The 20,655-nt window shown below is 37.6% G+C and carries 21 protein-coding genes and 1 tRNA gene; 11 read left to right on the top strand and 11 right to left on the bottom strand.

Annotated elements, in window-relative coordinates:
- Positions 1 to 128 precede the first annotated feature (128 nt).
- From WC707_03095 to WC707_03130, 8 genes are all read right to left on the bottom strand, one after another.
- Complete coding sequence (locus WC707_03095; protein MFA6066142.1) at positions 129 to 473, bottom strand: hypothetical protein; 345 nt, start codon at positions 471 to 473, stop codon at positions 129 to 131.
- 15 nt (positions 474 to 488) lie between these two features.
- Positions 489 to 1,007: a hypothetical protein gene (locus tag WC707_03100; GenBank protein MFA6066143.1), complete on the bottom strand. Its 519-nt coding sequence runs from the start codon at positions 1,005 to 1,007 to the stop codon at positions 489 to 491.
- 223 nt (positions 1,008 to 1,230) lie between these two features.
- The gene (locus WC707_03105) at positions 1,231 to 1,899 is read right to left on the bottom strand and encodes a hypothetical protein (GenBank protein MFA6066144.1); all 669 of its coding nucleotides are present in this window, start codon (positions 1,897 to 1,899) and stop codon (positions 1,231 to 1,233) included.
- Positions 1,900 to 1,927: 28 nt separating this feature from the next.
- Positions 1,928 to 2,383 carry a metal-dependent hydrolase gene (locus WC707_03110; GenBank protein MFA6066145.1) on the bottom strand — a complete coding sequence of 152 codons (456 nt, stop codon included), beginning with the start codon at positions 2,381 to 2,383 and terminating at the stop codon, positions 1,928 to 1,930.
- Positions 2,384 to 2,386: 3 nt separating this feature from the next.
- The gene (locus tag WC707_03115; GenBank protein ID MFA6066146.1) at positions 2,387 to 3,541 is read right to left on the bottom strand and encodes a SpoIID/LytB domain-containing protein; all 1,155 of its coding nucleotides are present in this window, start codon (positions 3,539 to 3,541) and stop codon (positions 2,387 to 2,389) included.
- Complete coding sequence (locus WC707_03120; GenBank protein ID MFA6066147.1) at positions 3,534 to 4,004, bottom strand: ribonuclease HI family protein; 471 nt, start codon at positions 4,002 to 4,004, stop codon at positions 3,534 to 3,536. The genes WC707_03115 and WC707_03120 overlap by 8 nt, the downstream gene beginning before the upstream one ends.
- Positions 4,005 to 4,014: 10 nt before the next feature.
- Positions 4,015 to 4,746 (bottom strand): hypothetical protein, encoded by a 732-nt coding sequence (locus WC707_03125; protein MFA6066148.1) that lies wholly within the window; start codon positions 4,744 to 4,746, stop codon positions 4,015 to 4,017.
- A gap of 16 nt (positions 4,747 to 4,762) precedes the next feature.
- Positions 4,763 to 4,839, bottom strand: a tRNA-Ile gene (locus WC707_03130).
- A gap of 190 nt (positions 4,840 to 5,029) precedes the next feature.
- Between WC707_03130 and WC707_03135 the strand changes: the two genes are divergently transcribed.
- Positions 5,030 to 7,123, top strand: a complete 2,094-nt coding sequence (locus WC707_03135) for a hypothetical protein (protein MFA6066149.1) — start codon at positions 5,030 to 5,032, stop codon at positions 7,121 to 7,123.
- Between the two features lie 126 nt (positions 7,124 to 7,249).
- Positions 7,250 to 7,516 (top strand): hypothetical protein, encoded by a 267-nt coding sequence (locus tag WC707_03140; protein MFA6066150.1) that lies wholly within the window; start codon positions 7,250 to 7,252, stop codon positions 7,514 to 7,516.
- 79 nt (positions 7,517 to 7,595) lie between these two features.
- Here the strand turns inward: WC707_03140 and WC707_03145 are convergent, their stop codons facing one another.
- Positions 7,596 to 8,606 (bottom strand): glyceraldehyde 3-phosphate dehydrogenase NAD-binding domain-containing protein, encoded by a 1,011-nt coding sequence (locus tag WC707_03145; protein ID MFA6066151.1) that lies wholly within the window; start codon positions 8,604 to 8,606, stop codon positions 7,596 to 7,598.
- On the bottom strand, positions 8,587 to 10,017 hold the full coding sequence (locus WC707_03150) for a phosphomannomutase/phosphoglucomutase (GenBank protein MFA6066152.1): 1,431 nt from the start codon (positions 10,015 to 10,017) through the stop codon (positions 8,587 to 8,589). Before WC707_03150 ends, WC707_03145 begins: the two co-directional genes overlap by 20 nt.
- Before the next feature lie 160 nt (positions 10,018 to 10,177).
- Between WC707_03150 and WC707_03155 the strand changes: the two genes are divergently transcribed.
- The 7 genes from WC707_03155 to WC707_03185 all read left to right on the top strand — a co-directional run bounded on the left by WC707_03155 (position 10,178) and on the right by WC707_03185 (position 18,241).
- Complete coding sequence (locus tag WC707_03155; protein MFA6066153.1) at positions 10,178 to 10,609, top strand: hypothetical protein; 432 nt, start codon at positions 10,178 to 10,180, stop codon at positions 10,607 to 10,609.
- 46 nt (positions 10,610 to 10,655) lie between these two features.
- Positions 10,656 to 13,358 (top strand): SMC family ATPase, encoded by a 2,703-nt coding sequence (locus tag WC707_03160; GenBank protein MFA6066154.1) that lies wholly within the window; start codon positions 10,656 to 10,658, stop codon positions 13,356 to 13,358.
- Positions 13,359 to 13,452: 94 nt separating this feature from the next.
- Positions 13,453 to 14,271 carry an AbrB/MazE/SpoVT family DNA-binding domain-containing protein gene (locus tag WC707_03165; GenBank protein MFA6066155.1) on the top strand — a complete coding sequence of 273 codons (819 nt, stop codon included), beginning with the start codon at positions 13,453 to 13,455 and terminating at the stop codon, positions 14,269 to 14,271.
- Between the two features lie 49 nt (positions 14,272 to 14,320).
- Positions 14,321 to 14,995 carry a GNAT family N-acetyltransferase gene (locus WC707_03170; protein MFA6066156.1) on the top strand — a complete coding sequence of 225 codons (675 nt, stop codon included), beginning with the start codon at positions 14,321 to 14,323 and terminating at the stop codon, positions 14,993 to 14,995.
- Positions 14,988 to 15,485: a hypothetical protein gene (locus WC707_03175; GenBank protein MFA6066157.1), complete on the top strand. Its 498-nt coding sequence runs from the start codon at positions 14,988 to 14,990 to the stop codon at positions 15,483 to 15,485. Before WC707_03170 ends, WC707_03175 begins: the two co-directional genes overlap by 8 nt.
- Positions 15,486 to 15,580: 95 nt before the next feature.
- Positions 15,581 to 17,305 carry a hypothetical protein gene (locus WC707_03180; GenBank protein MFA6066158.1) on the top strand — a complete coding sequence of 575 codons (1,725 nt, stop codon included), beginning with the start codon at positions 15,581 to 15,583 and terminating at the stop codon, positions 17,303 to 17,305.
- A gap of 147 nt (positions 17,306 to 17,452) precedes the next feature.
- Positions 17,453 to 18,241, top strand: a complete 789-nt coding sequence (locus WC707_03185) for a hypothetical protein (GenBank protein ID MFA6066159.1) — start codon at positions 17,453 to 17,455, stop codon at positions 18,239 to 18,241.
- 4 nt (positions 18,242 to 18,245) lie between these two features.
- Here the strand turns inward: WC707_03185 and WC707_03190 are convergent, their stop codons facing one another.
- Positions 18,246 to 19,265 carry an FAD-dependent oxidoreductase gene (locus WC707_03190; protein MFA6066160.1) on the bottom strand — a complete coding sequence of 340 codons (1,020 nt, stop codon included), beginning with the start codon at positions 19,263 to 19,265 and terminating at the stop codon, positions 18,246 to 18,248.
- A 176-nt stretch (positions 19,266 to 19,441) separates the two neighbouring features.
- Between WC707_03190 and WC707_03195 the strand changes: the two genes are divergently transcribed.
- Entirely contained in the window at positions 19,442 to 20,101 is a 660-nt protein-coding gene (locus WC707_03195) for an ankyrin repeat domain-containing protein (GenBank protein ID MFA6066161.1), read from the top strand.
- A gap of 89 nt (positions 20,102 to 20,190) precedes the next feature.
- Complete coding sequence (locus WC707_03200) at positions 20,191 to 20,616, top strand: NUDIX hydrolase (protein ID MFA6066162.1); 426 nt, start codon at positions 20,191 to 20,193, stop codon at positions 20,614 to 20,616.
- Positions 20,617 to 20,655: the final 39 nt, after the last annotated feature.

Raw genomic sequence — 20,655 nt, forward strand, 5'->3', positions numbered from 1 at the left:
TAAAATTTAATCATAATTATCACTAATAATACCGTATGAGTAATAAAACAGTCAATATTTATAGAAATAAAAAACCCCCTTAATTTTCAGAAGAAGATAAGGGGGATTTTGGTGTTTTTTTAAAAAAACTAGTTATTGTTTTTTATTTGTTCTTCGAGCTCTTTAATTTTCTGATCGTATGCGCTCAAATTTTTCTTAGACCCTTCTAGAAAAGCATGCATTTCTTGGCAATTATTAATCGATTTTTTAAAAAATATTTTTCGCAAAAAAGGATATTCACCATCCGTACGACACCCATTGGCGAAATAATGTACCAAGATCACAACCTGCACTTTTTCTTGTACCTGTCTTTCAGCCTTGAGATCAGATAATGCTTTTTCCTGAGGGTTATTCGAATAACTGGCTTGCTGCATAGCATGGCCGTAACCTACGGCTATTATTGTCATAAGACTTAAAATAATTACTTTTTTCATGATAGCCCCATTTTTTTAGTTAAACATGCTTAGACAAAGCATTTGTTTATTAAATTTATCTTGAGTTTTCTCAACTTCAAGCTCTTTAGTTTTCTGATCATACGTGCGTAAATTTTTCTTAGCTTCGAGCTTACCTTCGAGCGCTTTAATCCGCTGCTCGACTTCGCATAAATCTTCCTTATTCTTTTCACGCTCTTGTTGGAACGCTTCTTTATTGTAGTGGTACCAATAGAAACAGGAGGAGCCAATGCAATTGGTATCTAAGGATGTACGGGCTAAAAGTAAACGGCGTCTCAGTTTTTGCATTTCTAATTCATGCTCCAAAAAAGACTCTGTTTCTATTTTTTCGCTTGCTTCTTTAATCGCAATCTGATCCGCCTTTATTGAGCAATGACATTTCTTTACATCCCGAGATCTCGATTCATTCTTCTTTTTTTCATGTAAAAATATTTGCATCGTAAGATCCATTGCGCCGACGTGTGAAAATTGGCTCAATAACAGTATAATTGACAATATTGATATACTTTTTTTCATAGTTTTTACCTTGTTTTTATATTTTTATCAGCTACTAATATTAGTTTATCAGACTAATAATAATTGTCAATCAGAAATTTAATGTCACTTGCTAGCCAAAATGCCCTAAAAATGGCCCAATGCGCTCGATTTTTATTGATAAGCTGTGTGGCGTTTCTAGCAAAATTGATTAAAGGGGCTAAAAACAGCGTTTTTATGCTTATTTACTCCATTTTTCAGTAGATCAATTTTCATCGATAAAATCTATATTACGAAATTGTCGACACGCAAGTGCATTGTAAACCACTTGATAGCCAGATACTGGATGAACATACGAAAAATAAGGAGCAGGAGGCCAACTTTGATGCGTCTGTGCAAATAAATTCGGAAGCAAATAAGGCTCAGAATCTCTCACGACATCAGAATTATCAGTTTCAAGAATAGTCTTTAAAAGGTATAAATCATGCTTTCGATCATTTTCTAATTTTTTAACAAGCTCTGCAGACATACTTTGCACCTCAATAAAGGCTTTTTCTATTGCGATTATTCCTGCTGCAAAAATACACAATTGCGTTGTGCCATAACTAACAAATTTTGTATTTGAATGATAATGCATAACATTCACCACACCATCTCCATAATGAACACTATTTGCAATAGTAATAACATTTGTATGCGTAAGAATCTGGCTCAAAAAATGATTAAGAATATTTACACCTATGAGCTCCCCGACACGGCTTTGCAACAACATCAATCTTCCTTTTTTAGACCTAAAAAGAAAATCATGACAATAATCAACAAAATACTTATCAATAAATTGCCTAAAAATACCGTTAGTGGAATCTTCCATAGAAACTGAAGGGATGAAAATAAGTATCAAAAATAAACCAATAAAACTTTTTTTACTCAACATGCGACTACTCAACTCTTTTAAACTTAATTTAACGCATCATTTTTTTAAAACCAAAATCGAGCCAGATGTGACTTATTGCACCAACCAAAAAGAAAAATGCATCTTTAATCACAGCATCGACTAAATGTGGGGAAAAAAGCGCCGTCCCAATAATAATAGAACCCAAAACTGCAACTACAAACGTAATATTGTGCGTTAACCCTCGATGCTTAACCATAAGCGGAACGCATGAAAAGAGTGCTAATAACGCAAGAATATAAAATTTTTTTTGAGCAATAACAAAACACACCATCACAAATAAAATGCGATAAAAAATTTTCTGCCCTTTACTTTTTATATCTATATCAGGGAACAAGCCACCAAGAATAGTACAGAGTAACCACTCTGCATGATATGATAACGGTAAATAACAGAGCGAAAATATAAAAATGGTAATAGTATACGCGCAGAAAGATCCTAATAAATGGCCTTTATATGACGGCATATCTTATACCTCAAGCTTCATCCATGAAATACCGGGATAATAAAAACGCAAAATACCTTTATAATCCCAACCTTCAGCAACCATCGTACGCGCACCCCATTGGCACATGCCCAAATGATGCCCATACCCCTTGCCAGAAATAACAATCTTGTGCGACTTTTTTGAAATAGAAAAACACAAACTTTTTATTTCACCAAACAATGAGTATATTTTTTTTCCCGAAAGATTAATCGATACAGCAGGCGCGGTCGTAATAACTATATTTTGAACAATTCCCGCTTTGTCTTTTGCATTAATAACAACATCTTTTATGGTAATTTTTTTCTGTGGCTCAATACGCTCGCCAAAAACTTTTGCGGTATACTCAACTCGCCAAGAATATAATTTAGAATTTTTACAATACGTACATGGATATGAACGCGCAAGATACGGCGCTCCCACAAAGTCAATCCCATGTAACCCAGCCGGAATCACACCACCACAACACGCATCATACATCGCTACAATGGGTTTTTTCTTATAGGTCATAATGATGCCACACGTCTCAGTAACAGCTTGACGGACGTGATGACACGTGTGCGTACCTTTATAAGTTTGATGTATGTTGGTATTTTTTATATCATACCAACGCTTAACACGTGATTTTTTATGAGCAGAACGCGCCTCTATAACCTTTGCCACAACGTACGTTCTGCACGTGATTGCAAATGCTTTATTAACTTCAATAGGCCAACCTGGCCAGCTTTCCCATCGTAACACTGAATAAACATAATCCTCTATATGGAGCGAATTAATGAGATAACAGTCTTTTTGATCTTTAATAATAATAAATGACCCATCATACGTATTATCTTCAAACGTTATGTGGCCCTCTAATGGGCTCAAAATAACACCGCTACGTGATAATTTTTTATTATTAATATAGATATTATTGGCATCAATTTTTATAGTAATAATAGAAGAAGCTATTTCCATTTTTACAGAACGATCTAAATCGGTAATTAAAAAACCACTCGGTGATGTAAGCTGAAAAATATTTCCCGAACAATTTTTATATTCTGCTAACAAAACACGTACTTTTCCATCAAAAGAATATAGAGAAAAACTACTATACAGTAAAAGTATCGTAAAAAAACGTATCATAAAAAACTTATTCATAAGATTCTGCCGAACAAAGTGTATAAAATTCTTGAGGTACAGGTAATTTTTTATCAATTCCCAAATTTGCCAATTTATCAGCAACGCCATTATCCTTCCTCATAACATGCCGTACTGCATAATTAATACCTTCCAATCTGGCTTTTACACACGTATACAACTTAAAAAGGCTTTCATTTTTAATTTTATACTCCCCAATCAACTGCTTAACCATAAGCTCAGAATCAGCATTAATTAAAAGTATGTCATCAGGCCCCATATGTCGCTGTGCAAAAAAAACACCCAATAAAAGAGCAAAATATTCCGCTTGATTATTTGTTTTAATGCCCAAAAAAAAGCCCTGCTTAACAACAGGAACATCATTCTTTAATAAATAAACTCCAGCACCAGACAAACCTGGATTATGGCGGGATGCTCCATCAACATACAGATGCCACCGATGCGACTGTTTTTTTATTGTCATAATTCGTCATTCATAGTGTATATAAAAACCTAAAACAATCTTTGCACTGAATTAATTTGTGCCGCTTTATTGCAGCAACATCATTGAGAGGTACTTTGTAAAAACAGCCACTACAACTATTATTATCAAGATCAAGAGGAACAACAGGATTTTCAACTTTTAACTTCATCGCATCATATTTTTCACGCCATTCTAAGGGAACGCGCGCTTCATATGTAACGCGTTGTGACATAAGCGATTGTGCTTCTTGATCAAGAAGCACAATGTCGCTATTTTTTTCATGCACTAATAAAGAAAAATTAATCTGATCATGCTCAAATTTATTTTTACATTCGTCGTATTCGCTCTCTGCCTGTTCATAAATAGATACAAGCTTGAGCAGTTCATCTTCAATATGATCTATTTTTTTTGTTATATCATCAAGCTGCGCGCAAGCCGCCATATATTCACGTGGATTTGAAACGTGCTCAAGCGACGCCCTCTTCACACGTTCTTTATCGCGCAAGCTAGAAATTTCTGATTCTTTAGAATCCATGTCTCTTTTTAATGCGAAATAGCGGGCACGTGCCGCTTCAAGTTTTTCTTTTTTTTCATCAAAAGCATGTTGCGCCAGGCGCAGATCGTCATTTAGCTTATCGCGCTTAACAACCAACGTATGTACCGCCTGATCGAGCTTAATTAAATCGATAAATAAAAAAAAAGGGTTTCCCTCTTTCATAGATAAGCTTTCTTCAATGACCATGTCTTCTCCTCAAGTATGGTGGGCCCACCAGGATTTGAACCTGGGACCTCTCGGTTATGAGCCGATTGCTCTGACCAGCTGAGCTATGGGCCCTTACTGTAAAAGAAATAACATGCAACAATAGTAAATAAATTTTATTAAATTGTCTAGCCAATCAACATTTTTTATCACAACAACATAAAAATTATATAAAAATACAAAATAGATATACATATCTACCAGTTATTACTATTAATGCTATTATTATACTAAAATTACCAACTATTATAATAATGAGACTTACATGACTTATCGCTCGCTCATATATATTTTTATAATCACTCACATTGCAAGCATTTTTTGCTACATCCCCTTCAATCCCATTTTGACACTTGGAGGGGCAGGCTATGAATGGAAAGGGGCGAGGCCGGGTATTGTTGGATGGCTCGAAGTACCGGGCTATGAACCAAAATATGTATTGACAATACAACGCACATCAGGAGAATATGAGTACGTACACCCACATAATTTCGATGAACAGTTGCCCCAAGGCCTCTTTGTTTGGCACGATGACTGGAAAAAACTGAATACATTACCAGAATTTGAAAAGCTCCCGCTGGGTGATTTAGATAATTTTACATGTGATGCAGCAATTTTAAGGGACTGTAACCCAAGTTTTTTTTCACATTTACCGGCTCAAATAAACAGCAAAAAGGCAACATTTACGTTGACTTATGATGAAGCAACCAAGGAAACAATGTGGATTAAAAAAAATTCTTTTTTGGATGATATATTCCACAAAGAAAATATATTATTCAAACCTAGGAACGATGCGCATCCCTCTACAGAGGTCAAAAATTTGTTTACATGGCACCAAGAGGATGCAGAACAGGGACGCCTCTTCCGCCCTGGTGCTTTTCACAAGCTGATGGGCTGCACTGAGCCATACTTTAAGAAAATAACCCGGGGAAAGCTCCCTCACTCATTATTCCCGATGCACTGGGAGATAGCTGATCCAGAAAAAAAGGCGGAGCTACTCAAACAATTTCCAGGCAGAGTTGCTATACCGAAGCCAGAAACCTTTAAAATTATTATATTAAAAGAGCTGTATGAACAATATGAGTCACAATTAACATCAAAGAAACAAGGTTCAATCAGCATCATTGACGGATATGATATCCTTAAAGCCGACCCAAGCAATATAGAATCAAGAAAACAAACTGACATACGTTTTTTGCAAGCAACACATCCCAATGCCGCATATCAATACGCTTCAAACCTTAATGGTCTTGAAGGTGGAGTCGGGGATCCTACTCATTACATTGAGTCTATGATGTATCGTCCTGCGCAAGGAGAAGAAGGATGCATTGCGACCATAGGATCAGCATTTACGCGCAAGTATTTAATTCACAATAAAGAGCATATCAATATCTTAAAACACGTCGTCGATAAAGATGGAAAACAGAAAGTTGATGTAAATAGCGTTGGACGCATTACAAAAATAACAACCCCTCTTACAGAGGACGACATACCCAATATAGGGATCGGATGGCACGAAAATGTTATGGTAACAAGCGGATATGCTCATGGCTACACACTCAAAATGGCCGACACTCCCTATTCAAAACATGCATTTGCTGGATTTGAACAAATAGATTCACAGGATCCGCGCGTACAATATTTGTACGGCACCGGCAGCGTTGCGCCCGATCGAGACCCACTTTATATATATAATAGCGTAATCAAAGAGCCAATTATCATCAATCAAGTATTAACCGCTGCGCTTGACGTAAATCAGCGAAACATAGACTCAATGAAGAGTAACAACGACATTGCACAAAATATTGCAAAATTATTACAAATAAGCGCCTATCAAGGCACAATTTTAAAAGCTATTGTTAATCATGAGAAAAATCTCTTCTTAACATTAGTCGGCGCTGGAGCATTTCAAAATAAACTTGAATGGATAAATGAGGCACTAGAATCATCATTTACGGTCAATGGCAAAAAATTTCGCCTTATTGATGCCATTCACCAGTCTGGACTTAATGTAAAGGTCGTCATACATCATGACCCACGATCTGATCGCACCAAAGGCGACGATGAAATCAACAAATTTATTGCACGAGTAACTGCGCTAGAAGGCCCTCTGGTAAAGCTTGGAGGAACCGCACGGCATTATAGCAGGCTACAAGCCAAACTCCCTATCCCCTATACCCCCTATAAAAATAGCTTTATAAGCCCACAAGAAAGCATTATTCATCAAATCGCACAAGAAGAGAGCGTATGCACCCATGAAGAAGAAGTACAGGGACGCCACCAACAGGCGCTTCTTACTTTATTCAAAAAATTCGAACCTAGAGGCCTCTTAAGCCAAATTCACCTTACTAAACCTTGAAGTATCTTAGCGTCCCTTAATTATAATAAATCATTGCTATTTGAAATAATAATATGCGATACTTAATAGTGTAAGTACTTACAAAATGTAAAATTAAGTTACAAACATTAATTAAGGAGACTTTTTATGAAAAAGTTATTATTTACACTCGTTATTGGTGCTGCTGGTTTGGTTGCGGTAAGTGAACTTTCAGCTAATCGTTGCGGTAGATGTCCAAGAGAAAAAACAGTTTGTGGTCCTAAGGTATGTAATACCAAGTACATTAACCACCCGATCCCTACTTTGAAGTGCGTTAAGGAAGTAGAAGTTGCAGCTCCATGTAGCTTAGAAAAGATTGTTGAGACATCTTATATAGCTAAATGTGACGGCGATTACCACGAAAAAGCTGAGTAATCTGTCTGTAAGTTAAGTTATACTTATCTTACAAGCAATCAATTTACTCGATTGTTAGTATAAAGTTACACCCTCAACCTTACACGTTGAGGGTGTACAATAAAAAGTCTTTTATGCGCTGGGAGTAGCCCCATTCGTTATCGTACCAGGCGAGTATTTTGCCAGAATTATTATTAACGTGCACAAGCGCAGTATCTATGATAAGTGATGAGGGATTACCACGATAATCACAAGAAACGAGCTCTTCATCTGAAAGCGTAAGTATATTTTTAAACTTACCTTCAGAAGCTGTGTTAAATACGCTTAAAAGCTCTGCTTGGGAGCTTTTTTTGTGTGAATAATAGATAAGGTCAAGTAACGATACATCGGCCACAGGAACACGAATAGATACCCCAGAAACTTTATTTTTAAGCCCAGGTAAAACGACGCCGATCATTTCTGAAGCACCCGTTGAACTTGGAATCATATTAAGCCCGGCCGCTCGCGATGAGCGTATATTTTTTGCCTGCGCATCAACATCAAGTAAATGCTGAGAGTTGGTGTAAGCGTGCACCGCAGTAAAATACGCTTGTTCTATCGTTACATAATCATCGATAATTTTAAGAAGCGGCAAAAGAGCGTTGCTGGTACAGCTTCCCAAAGAAACAATTACCTGATTTTTATATTCCTGCTCATTTACCCCCATAATGATAGAAATATCAGCATCAGAAGACGGCGCCGTAATTAATACTTTTTTAGCCCCACTCGTAATATGCTCTACAGCTTTTTCACGGCACGCATAATGCCCCGAAGCTTCTATAACCCAATCGACTTTTAACGCAGCCCAGGGCAATTTTTGGGCATCTAATTCAGAAAAAAGCGTTATCTCGTGCCCATCAATGATTAATGTGTTTTCACGGCACTCAACAGAACCCTGATACGTCCCCATAATAGTGTCATATTTGACCATATACGCCATGGTTTTTATATCTGCCTTGCCAATATTAATAGCGATAATTTTTATTTTATTATCAAGACGACCCGGCTGAATAAGTGTTCTCAAAAAGCTTTTCCCAATACGACCAAAGCCATTAATTGCTATGCGCAACATACCCATCTCCTGTATTAAAAAATGCTGCATATAAAACATCCTGATCAAGCGACCCCTTAAGGGCCTCACAGACATCATACTTTATTTGTTCTAATAAATCAGGATGGCGTGACTCACAACGAATACTTATAACAGCTTGGGTATTGGATGGCCTAATAATACTCCATCCACAAGGAGTCACTATTCTAATACCATCAATAAATGAAAGCTCTGCATCTTTTTTAGCCTGATAATATCGTTCGCATGCTTCAATAACGACATGCTTTTGATCTTCTGGGCAGGATACACGTATTTCATCGGTAGCATATATTGCTGGGAATTCACTCACCATCTCATCAAGCGATAGACCTGTCGAATGCATGATATCAATAAGTCTCAGGGCAGCATATATACCATCGTCGTAACCAAAATAACGATCATTAAAAAAGAAATGCCCACTCAACTCACCGGCAAGAAGCGCTTTATATTTTTGCATGCCCTTCTTTATAAGCGAATGGCCCGATGGTGAAACATAGGGAATACCACCCCACTGTATCAATAAGTCCGGAACAATTTGTGAGCATTTTATATCATACACAACAGCTGCATTATTATAATATTTTAATACATCTTTACTAAAAACAGCCAAAAGAATATCCCCCAAAATCAATTTACCAGAAGCGGTTATAGCAGCCATTCTATCGCAATCACCATCAAACCCGATACCCAATTCAAGCTTATGTATGACAACATGCTGCCGCAGGTCACGCATATTCTCTTCTATAACCGGATCTGCCGGATGCACGGGAACAGCTACAACATCTTCGTACAAGCGATGAGTTCCATGCCAGCCAAATGCACTGATAAGATCGGGCACTATTGCACCAGCCGTACCATTCGCACAATCGAAAGCTACTGATATAGTAATATTTTTAAGATGAGCAAAATGTTCTACAAGCCAATTAACATACAACCCATTGGCATCAATAACACTAACAACGCCTGCAATATTACTTATTATTTTACTTTGATTAAGATATAGCCGGTATATGTCTTGAAGGGCTTCTTCAGATAAAGACTCTTTCCCCAAGCATATTTTTAAGCCGTTATACTCCGGTCCATTATGAGATGCCGTGATCATAATACCCGCATCATACGCCTGAGTGTGCATCATAAAGTACATAACAGGCGTTGGACTGACCCCGATAAAAACAACATCCAAACCGCTATCGGACAATGCCTGAATAAGATGATTTTTAATAATCTCTGAATGAGAACGACCATCCATACCAACTACTACTTTTTTACAGATGGGAAGCTGCTGCAAAAAATAAAGGGCAATTGATTGCCCGAGCGCATACGCCTCTTCTAGTATAAAATCTTCGTTTATCTTACCTCTAATGTCATATTTTCTAAATATTGAACTTTTCATACCACCCTCTCTTTTCTCAATAAAATTGATACCTGTTTTTTAAAACATATATCTACAAAATGCAAGATTTTTATATTTTTTATATAAACATTGAAATTTACATAAAATAACTGGTATTATTTAATTGTAATTTGAAATATTTTATTATATGGCGTTCATGATGAAAAAAAATTTTTTTATTATTACAATACCCCTCATGGCTGTAATAGCATTACATTTTATATGCACACATGGTCAATTTAATCTACTATCAAGCTATAAAAAAACGATACGCATTTCTAATCAATCACCCGATCAGGTATTTATTGCTATTAAAACGCGCGGGTCATGTGAAAACGTATGCAGGAGCGGTAAAAGCGGTCCTCCATGCTACATTCCAACGGGATGCTGCGACACCACCGTCATTCCAGCTGGTAGAACAAAGTCACTCCCAAAATATCAAGACGATGCCGTTATCCTGCTAGCATTTCCACAGGTCGGAGGTGCATATTTCGCAAATACCAGCGAATCTTCTATCACATTTCCTGATGATTTTGAACAAACACAGAGCGCCATGGAATGCTCCGGTGACTGGGCAGGCTGGACGAGCTAAACAGCTGTTTGTAAAAAAATAAAAAAGTAGCTACAGTAATAATACTATGATTCCACTAAAAATTAGTATTAAAAATTTCTTGAGCTACGGATACCCAGCGCAAACGATCGATTTCGAACCATATCAACTCATGTGTTTATCCGGTAAAAATGGCCACGGCAAATCGGCACTTTTAGATGCAATAACCTGGGCATTATGGGGACAAGCACGCAAAATTTCTGGCACCGTTAAAGCTGACGAAGGGCTTGTTCGACTAGGACAAAACAACATGTCCGTCACACTTGATTTTATCTGCAACAATACAACCTATCGCGCCAAGCGAGAATTTACTTTAAGTACTAATAAGTCTTACACCAATGTTGAATTTGGCATATTAGACGCATCGGGAACATATAAATCACTGACTGATAAAACTATTCGGACCACACAAGAAAAAATTGAAAAAATTATCGGCCTTAATTTTGAAACATTTGTTAATTCTATTTTTTTACGACAAGGCCAATCACACGAATTTTCAAAAAAATCACCCAAAGAGCGCAAAGATATATTATGCTCAATTTTAGGACTAGAACAGTTTGAATCAATCAAAAGACGCATTTTAGATGCAACAAAAATATATACGCATGAAAAAGAATACTTGGATAAGACAAATACCAGAATTATTCAAGAAATTGAGCATGCCCCAAGTATCACCGCGTCCTATCAAACAACATGTGATACGCTCGCGATAATTATTACTCATGAACATACGAGCAATAAACAACTTGAGCTGTTAGATCAAGAGAAAAAAAAGCTTGACCAAGAATATTCTCAACATCAGTTATTAATTGCACAACACGCATCACTTCTCAAACAAGTACACGAAATAAAAAAATATATATCCCAAGAAAGTACGCATTGGCGGCGCTTGCATCACAAAAAAATAACCGCTCAAGGCTATTCCGCCGATACACTTTTTTTGCTTGAAAAAGAATTTTATGCATTGCAAGAACAATATGCGCAACGCATTAGCCTGCAAGCACAAGTAATGCATACACAGCAGGCACTTAATAAACTTACTACTGAGTTGAATACACTACATATGCGTACAATAGCAAGCATAGAAAACACTATTTCTGGCCATAAATTAAATGCAAATACGCTTGCACAAAAGAGCACTGATTATCAAGAAAAATACGCACAACTGTGCCAGCAAGAAACCGAATATGCACAAAAAAAAGCAATACTAGAAAATGCACTTAAAAATTCTGTTGCCCATCAACAGAAGCTTATTATCGAAGAACAACAATACGAAAAAAGAAAAAATTATTATCACAAATTTACGACCAAGTTGACGTCTTTACGCGAACAAGTGACAACGCAAAATACTCAAAAACACAGCATCAACCAACAATCGAACTGTCCTCTCTGCACACAAGAACTTAACCCATTACTACAGCAAACCGTACTTAATCATTTTGCACAACAGGAAGCGCTTTCACATCATCACATAACACGCCTATCGAGCATATTAACGCACTTAAAAGAGTTACTACTCGAACAACGCACACGCATAGAAGCACTCAAAAAAGAACAGCATAATCATATTGCCTATACAACCCAATATACTGCGCTGCTAGAACAAATAGCGCTACTTGCTGAACAAAAAAAGAACACCCACAAAAATATACAAGAACTATTGACCAAAATAGCAGATACTCAAAAACAGCTGCAAGACGCTATCACGCTCACAACAACAACAGAATCACAATATGAGCACACAACAAAAAATAACCCCGACTATCAAAAATTAGCGCTTGCAATAAGCGAGCTCGAACAAAAAATAACCGCGCTCAGTTTTGATCAAGTTCACTACGAACATATAAAAGTGCAATACGACAAAGCGAATATTTATCGCACAGAATATAATAACTTACAAAAAGAATTACACGGGCAAGAGCATAGACGCATCGCGATTCGCGCATCAATAGAACAATGCAAAATGCATGCATTAGAATTAAAAAAATTAGCCCAACTTATTAGCAATTCGACAATACAAGAGCGCATGACGCACATAGAAGACTTGTGCGCAGAACACAAACGAACACTCAATAAGCTCAGCGAACAAAAAAATGGCGTTCTCCAGCAAAAAGGCAGACTCGAACAACAGCAAGCAATAATCGCAAAATATCAAGAAGAATTAGGCATTAATCAAAAGCGTCTATTAGAACTTGAGCAACAATTAGATAATCTGCAGGTATTGGCACAAGCTGTTGGAAAAGAAGGCATTCAAGCGCTTTTAATAGAAAATGCTCTTCCAGAACTTGAACATGATGCCAACGCATTACTCAGCAAATTAACCGAAAATCAAGCACAAATACACATCGAGTCACTTAAAGATTTAAAAAATGGTGGCATCAAAGAAACCCTCATTATCAATATATCTGACGCTATGGGCATTCGCCCCTATGAACTTTTTTCTGGGGGAGAAGCCTTTAGAATAGACTTTGCCCTGCGCATCGCGCTTTCTCAACTGCTCGCCCGCAGAGCTGGCACTTCATTACAAACACTCATTATTGATGAAGGCTTTGGCTCACAAGATGAAGAAGGCCTCGCCCACATCATGGACGCCCTGCATAAAATCCAAGATAATTTTTCAAAAATTATTATTGTCTCCCACCTCGCTTCTATGAAAGACCAATTCCCTACGCAGTTCTTTGTCCACAAAGGCCCCCACGGCAGCACCGTTAATGTTATTCACCAGGGATAACAACAACCCCCAAATATATATTTGACAATGTATACACATTGTATATACTAGATTAAGTATTTTATTATAATTCTGTATAATCCTGGGGGGATTTATGTTAAAAAAACTCGTTAAATACGGTAATAGCAATGCTCTTGTTTTCGATAAGGCAATTTTGGAATTGCTCAATATTAGTGAAGGCTCAGTACTCAAAATAAGAACCGATGGTGTATCACTCATACTGACGCCGCATGTTCAGCAAAAAAATATCGAAGAAAAAATCAGTCCAACCATCACACATATAGACGCAGTGCAGGATAGCGTCATCGATTGCATAATAAAACAGTATAATTTATCGCCCCAAAATAGAGACGCGCTCATCAAAGAATTAAAAGAGTTATACGCACAAAGAAAAGCGCTCATTGAAAAAACATGGCCAGCCTATCGTGATTTTGCACAAAAAAAAGAAGCTTTGTTGCAAAAATATAATGTGACCTACTCACCAGAATTTCATGAAGAATGTGTTACATTACAAAATAGTCTTATCCCAGAAATAGCAAAAATCGAAGATCAACTCCTCAATTTTGAAAAAAATCATAATTTAAATAACGCACAAGCAATCATGCGCCCAGATATGACGCTTAAACAAACGATACATGCTGAATCTATGGAAAAATTAAAAGGTGCCTACGCCGATCTTGCCAAAAAGCATGCTGAAGCAAGAACGCAACTTGCATCAATGGCAGAAAATCCTGATGCTATCCATGAACTCCAATTGATGACTGAAAAATCTGGCGGCAACCTCAACGTAGGAACACTAGAATACGCCACAGCCTATAATGAGATACGCTATAAATATGCGCCGAAAGCACGCGCTATGGATGAAGAAATGACACGTGTCGCCAAAGAAATATTATGTGGAAAATCTGCATAATTTCTATATAATAAGTATTAAAATGCAAAAAACAGCTGTGGAGGAAACCGTGAAAATATTTAAATCTATTTCTATTTTACACATATTACTAGTAAGTTTTAGCATATCGGCTATGGGCCCGATTATTGAAAGATACAATAAAGCACGTGATGGCGAAGCAATACAAAAAATATTGAAAGATAATTACGAGACATTAACCTATGAATTCCTCGGTCAGCCTGAAGGCACAACAAACAAATACTTAGAAAGCTCTAAATTTATAACTGACGTTATACGCATTGATGGTAAAACTATTGGCTTTGTTAATTATATCGCCTACAACGGCACTTTCTGCACGTTTCATATAGGACGATATGGCATGATACATCTTATTGGTATTGATACAGATTATCAGCATAATGGCTATGGAGAAATGCTGCTTGATCATGCCCTTGCAACGCTTAAACAAGAAAATACGCCTATCATATTTCTCGCCGTTAAAACCGACAATGTTAAAGCTCGAAGTTTATATGAAAAGAAAAATTTTTCGTGCAATCTACCGCCAGCGGCTCAAAGCCATACGCCACAACTCTTCTATAGCCTTACAGTCGAGGTTCCGGCTGATCAACTTCCTCAAGGGAATTTTGTTCAACGTTATCCAAAAACATGCCTAGGCATTACAATAATTGGAATAGGAGCTTATATGTATGCAACCCATTGGCTCAAAAGCGCGCTCCATGTTTAAACAATTAGTATTAATCGCAGCGATCACTCATACATGCATGAGCGCACATTCTCCGCTTATGCAAGCAGTAGAAGATCAAGATTTTAAAAAAATAGAAGCATTATCAAAAAATACAATACTTACTGCAACAGAAAAGGCACAACTCATACAAAAAGCGCAAGCGATTGCAGAAGATTGTGAGCATAATGCATGGTTATCAAGCGAGTCAAAAAAAGCTTTATTAGCAGTAGCCTGCGTCTGCCTCATTGGTATTGGCCTTGCATTCCTAGGACAGGGCAGCCAGATAATAATGCTCTATGATCGAATAAAAGAAATATCTTTCTGGCAAGAAATAATAAAGCTCTCAACTGAATACAAATATTACTTTGCAGCATGCTTTTTAGGAGCAGGGGTGAGTTTTGCCGCGGCGATAGTATGTGGCGCAGAAAACATGTCTGGTTACTACACCGATCGACATAATTATATAAGAAATTATATAAGAAACTTATAAACAGAAAATATAGTAAGAAATTGCTTAATTGTGCATAGCTGTCATAATTATGCGCTAGATAGCATTATATCAAAAACTAAATCACGGGAGAGACCATGATCATCTCAAAAAAACTAGTAACAGCGCTTTTTATCGCGATAGCAGCTGCACATACTCATGCAGCAGATCCGGTAGTGGCCGATTACAGCTCCGGCAAAAATAAAATCACAAGTATTATGTCTCATGAAGAAACGGGCGTATCAGCATATAACAAAGAACATATTGCATATGCCGATACAGAAAATATTTCAAACGACTTAAATATTCCAGAAATAGCCAACTTTTTTGACTGCAAAACATTAATTGGGCAATCTTTTATAGCAGAAACGCTTAAACATCCTGTTAGCCCCCAAGACAAAAACTCTGTCCTTGCCAACAGACAAAATGCTATCAGAGCTTTAGTAGAAAATCCTGAGTTGAAAAAAGAAGTCGAACAACTTATCGAAGCTGCTTATCAAGAAGAACAAGAAGTTGTTAAATTGATGTCTGATTTTTTCAAGGGCCAAACGTGTCCTGAGTTACAACAACTAGAAGTGATCAAAAAACAAACTCCAAAAATGTACCCTATCTATGAATTTTTCTATTTAAATCCCACGGGCAACATAATAGGAACAGCTTACAACTTAACAAATTTCACAGGATATTTTATTGGAACCTGTTTGGCGGGTAAAACAATCTATCAATCTGCCAGGGCAGGCATTGACTATTTTGAACCAGCAAAAGGCGTACTCGGTTGTGGATTAGTGAGCAGCTTATTCGCATATAACTTGCATAAAGATTATTCGTTAGCATCAGGCAAGCGCGTAAAAATGCATGCGCTTAATTGCATGATCGCGATAGCAGAAAAATTGGACGCCCTCTGCGTAAAGCACAATATCAAGAATCAATTTACCGTAAGCGCAATCAAAGATCCAAACGCGCTGGAATTAATGCAAGCATTAAAGCATCCAAGATATCAAAATAAAAAAGCACTCTTGTTCATGACGCCAATGGTGCATACATTTCTGTATAAAGTGTACCAACAAGAAAAGCATCTTGCAGGCGTGCTCGCTTCTATTGCAGAAATGGACGCTTATAATGCAATAGCAACCAAAATCATAGAATCTAACACAACAAACAATAAACTATGCTTTGTTACTTTTGTAGACGATGCACAACCAGTTGTACGCGCTCAAAAATTCTGGAATCTTTTGGTCAAAAATGCAGTTCCAAATAATATCTCAGAACAAAAAAACATAATTTTGACCGGGCCAAATGCTGGTGGTAAAACGACAGCAATTAGAGCAATACTACAAAATATTGTACTTGGCCAAACATTTGGTGTAGCCGCCGCAGAAACATTCGAAGCAACTATGTTTGACGTCGTACATTCTTACCTCAATATTTCTGATAATATTTTGAACGGGCTTTCATTATTTGCATCAGAAGTAAAACGAGCACAGGATATTTTGCAAACTATCAAAACATTGCAACCAGATACAAAATTTTTCTTTGCACTTGACGAACTCTTTACCGGCACCGTCGCCGAAGATGGCGAAGCATGCGCATATGAATTTGTAAAAAGAATAGCAGCTCTTGATAACGTTCAATTTATCTATGCAACGCACTTTAATAAGCTCAAAGAATTGGGCAAAGCCAGCCCATTGTGCGCTAACTACAAAGTTGATGCCCCTATAAAGAATGCTGACGACAAACTGGTATATCCATTTACGCTCAGTCCGGGCGCAAGCAATGCCAGAGTCGCCTTAGACATTGCGCGAGAAGCTCAGTTATTTGCTTAAATTACTCCTGGGGGCCGATTTTGGCCCCCAGTTTCTTGTTTTTATTGAAAAATATACTATTTGTGATATAATTCAATATTGATAGAAAAAAATAAGTATTTTTATAAAAAATACAGTTTGAAAAATTTAAATTTTTGGGAGATTGTTATGAAAACAAACAAAATCATTCTTATCGCAGCTATGCTTGGCTACGCAACAGCAGCCCAATCATCATATACAACAACTGTGACAACTATAGTTGGCGCAACTCCCATGAGCGACTCGACTCTTCATTGGGGCGTGAGCTTATTCCCATCGATAGCAACTATCATGGCAACATTTTCGATGGATAGCCTCATACGCAGCATCCATGGCGCCGCACCAGTTAAACCAGAAACGCAAGCGCTTTTTGATGCTCAAGCACAAAAATTAGGCCTTACCTGCACCGTATATCGCTTCAGGCAAGACATGGCGGAGGCGATTTTGAATCGATCTGGAATAACACACCTCAACGTTCGCGATTGTATATGGATTAACGAAGCATACTTTGATGCAACAAGTGCTGATGAAAAAAATATGGTCATCGCCCTAACTATCGCACATGCTAAAAATAAAAAAACTATTCAAACCGTATGTGCAGCGATTATAGCACCGATTATTACAGAATTAGTAAGTGAAAAACTTGGCGAATTTTGCAATAAAAATATTAACCATGTCGCATACTATGCTGCTACCTGGTGCGTTACAAAAGCCACTGCAAATATGCTCATGCTTATGTTTTTTTCTCATCAAACTCAAAAAAGTATCGTTACTGATGCCGCTAAAATATTGGGCGACACCAAGCTTTTAAAAGAGTATTACCAAAAGCTTTATGACCAATCTGGCTTAAGCGTGTACAAAAAAGCTCTGTCAACACTTGATGCTATCGCACAAACAACATCTACAGCACAGGCATAAAAACTTATTGACGGTGGGCTTTATCAAGAATATGATTCTTGCGTAAAAATTCCACCGCTTCAAATCCTGCTTGAGCAGCGGTACCTGTTGCCGTACTCACTTGCCTAAATTTACTATCAGCAACATCTCCTGCGGCGAAAACGCCTGGAACTGATGTTTGCTGACTACGCGTACCAAGATAAATATAACCGTCATGAGCTAACTGTATATGATCTTTAAAAAGTTCTGAATTAGGGTTATGTCCGATAGCGACAAAAACGCCATCGCAGGGGAAGAATGAAATGTCGCCCGTTGCACCGTCTTTAATCTCTAGACCCGTAACATTTTGTCCGTCGCCAATAATTTTAAGCACCTCTTTATTATATTCTATGCTCACATTGTCATACCCGCGTATACGTTCTTGCATATGATGCATTGCACGCATACGACTTTTACGAACAAAAATAGTAATATGCTGAGCGTAAGGAATATTGAGAGCGTGTTCAATGGCGGAGTCCCCACCACCAATAATCGCAACTTTTTTATCTGTGTACAAAAAACCATCACATACTGCGCATGAAGAAACACCCATACCCCAATAATGTGATTCACCGGGAATACCAAGTCTGCGCGGCGCTGATCCGGTTGCAATGATCACAGAATAAGCCTGTATTTTTTTATCGAAATCTAATGTGAGCACAAATGGCCAACTAGAAAAATCCATATCGGTAACCGATCCCTCTAAAAATTCCGCCCCTGCAGACCGTGCCTGTTCCTCCATTTTTTTGATAATATCTATGCCTGGCAACACATCAACTGCCGGAACATTTTCTACAGCGCTTGCACCCGTCAACTGCCCTCCGGGCTTTGGTCCTGCTACAATCAATGTTTCATACCCCAATCGCGCCGCCTGTATAGCCGCCGTCAAACCAGCTGGGCCGGAACCGATAACGACTATGGGTATAACGGCCTGTTCTTGCACAGCCGCATGCGCAGAAAGTATGTTGATAAAGATAACAGCTACAAGCAATAAATAATTTTTCATAAGAGCACTTCTTTCCTGGTAAGTAGATATATAATTATTATAGCGATAACACACAACAAAAAACAATTCCAAAATATAGCACCCAGAAAAAACTATCTATAGACAAATGTTGATTATTTTTTTTAACATATTTTATACTTGAAATAAATAAAGCCTAGGATATACAAGGGGGTGCTATGTCAAAATATTTTTTTATACTTGCCTATTTAGGCAGCGCAATGCATCTTTTTTCCATGGACAACCTAGAAAAACAATTTTTTAAATGGGCTAAAAATGGAAAACCTGACGATCTAGAAACGTTTATTGATAGGGTTGATATTAACAGTAGAAAACCAGGAACTCACGAAACTCCTTTAATTGTTGCAGCGTATAATGGACACGAACAAAATGTAAAAAAATTACTAGAAATACCAGAAACAGAAGTTGATGCGCAGGATGTATTTGGAGACACAGCACTTCACAATGCAGTCAATTGGCATTATATTCGTCATCAAAAAACGATGCTCCGATTATTAGGAGCCGGCATAGATTTTTCTATAAAAAATAACAATAGAAAAACGGCGTTCGAGACACTTTTAGCACAACCACAAATATATCAAAAATTATTTAATCTCACCCGCGAGGATTATAGGCAGATGGTCAATGTCTTCGAAAGATATCTTTCTGCAGAAAGCATGTGCTATCGCTGTTGTGTCTGCGGAGAAAATATAGATGATTCAACCCGCTTTCAACTACTGTGCGGCCACAATCAATTTCATACTCATTGCATAACGCATATGAATGATGCCGCAAAATGCCCCATCTGCGACGAATTCAATCTCTCCCTCAACCCATAAATTCACTTATTCAAGCACTAATTTTGATAATTGTTATACTGAAAAAATTACTTTATTTTCAAAATTCAATACACACACAGGTAATGACTATGACACGACAAAAATTTCCGAGAGTTGGAGTTGGGGTCTTGGTAATACAAGACAACAAGCTCCTGCTCGCCAAGCGTAAAAATGCTCATGGTGTAGGCACATGGTCGCCGCCGGGTGGGCATCTAGAATTTGGAGAAACCGTAGAGCACTGCGCAGCGCGGGAACTGTTTGAAGAAACTGGATTAATAGCCGATAGCATAGAGACATTGTCCTGGGTGAACACTATTTTCGAGCAAGAACAGAAGCATTACATTACTATTTTTACACTTGTGACGCAGTTTTCCGGCTCGCCGGAAATTAAAGAACCGGACAAGGCTGAATTCTGGAAATGGTTTGATATTAATCAATTACCAGAACCATTATTTGCCCCCGTCGCAACATTCTTCGAACAGAAAAAAATTAACAATCTACAAGCATATAAATAATATAAAAAAAATAATTACGTACAATCAAATTAGACACTG

Source organism: Candidatus Babeliaceae bacterium (assembly GCA_041660765.1).
Classification (GTDB): domain Bacteria; phylum Babelota; class Babeliae; order Babelales; family Babelaceae; genus JBAZVR01.

Bases quoted from the DNA above. Each gene is read 5' to 3' on its own strand.
- WC707_03095 (MFA6066142.1), bottom strand. From the start codon at position 473: ATGAAAAAAGTAATTATTTTAAGTCTTATGACAATAATAGCCGTAGGT.
- WC707_03100 (MFA6066143.1), bottom strand. From the start codon at position 1,007: ATGAAAAAAAGTATATCAATATTGTCAATTATACTGTTATTGAGCCAA.
- WC707_03105 (MFA6066144.1), bottom strand. From the start codon at position 1,899: ATGTTGAGTAAAAAAAGTTTTATTGGTTTATTTTTGATACTTATTTTC.
- WC707_03110 (MFA6066145.1), bottom strand. From the start codon at position 2,383: ATGCCGTCATATAAAGGCCATTTATTAGGATCTTTCTGCGCGTATACT.
- WC707_03115 (MFA6066146.1), bottom strand. From the start codon at position 3,541: ATGAATAAGTTTTTTATGATACGTTTTTTTACGATACTTTTACTGTAT.
- WC707_03120 (MFA6066147.1), bottom strand. From the start codon at position 4,004: ATGACAATAAAAAAACAGTCGCATCGGTGGCATCTGTATGTTGATGGA.
- WC707_03125 (MFA6066148.1), bottom strand. From the start codon at position 4,746: ATGGTCATTGAAGAAAGCTTATCTATGAAAGAGGGAAACCCTTTTTTT.
- WC707_03135 (MFA6066149.1), top strand. From the start codon at position 5,030: ATGACTTATCGCTCGCTCATATATATTTTTATAATCACTCACATTGCA.
- WC707_03140 (MFA6066150.1), top strand. From the start codon at position 7,250: ATGAAAAAGTTATTATTTACACTCGTTATTGGTGCTGCTGGTTTGGTT.
- WC707_03145 (MFA6066151.1), bottom strand. From the start codon at position 8,606: ATGTTGCGCATAGCAATTAATGGCTTTGGTCGTATTGGGAAAAGCTTT.
- WC707_03150 (MFA6066152.1), bottom strand. From the start codon at position 10,017: ATGAAAAGTTCAATATTTAGAAAATATGACATTAGAGGTAAGATAAAC.
- WC707_03155 (MFA6066153.1), top strand. From the start codon at position 10,178: ATGAAAAAAAATTTTTTTATTATTACAATACCCCTCATGGCTGTAATA.
- WC707_03160 (MFA6066154.1), top strand. From the start codon at position 10,656: ATGATTCCACTAAAAATTAGTATTAAAAATTTCTTGAGCTACGGATAC.
- WC707_03165 (MFA6066155.1), top strand. From the start codon at position 13,453: ATGTTAAAAAAACTCGTTAAATACGGTAATAGCAATGCTCTTGTTTTC.
- WC707_03175 (MFA6066157.1), top strand. From the start codon at position 14,988: ATGTTTAAACAATTAGTATTAATCGCAGCGATCACTCATACATGCATG.
- WC707_03180 (MFA6066158.1), top strand. From the start codon at position 15,581: ATGATCATCTCAAAAAAACTAGTAACAGCGCTTTTTATCGCGATAGCA.
- WC707_03185 (MFA6066159.1), top strand. From the start codon at position 17,453: ATGAAAACAAACAAAATCATTCTTATCGCAGCTATGCTTGGCTACGCA.
- WC707_03190 (MFA6066160.1), bottom strand. From the start codon at position 19,265: ATGAAAAATTATTTATTGCTTGTAGCTGTTATCTTTATCAACATACTT.
- WC707_03195 (MFA6066161.1), top strand. From the start codon at position 19,442: ATGTCAAAATATTTTTTTATACTTGCCTATTTAGGCAGCGCAATGCAT.
- WC707_03200 (MFA6066162.1), top strand. From the start codon at position 20,191: ATGACACGACAAAAATTTCCGAGAGTTGGAGTTGGGGTCTTGGTAATA.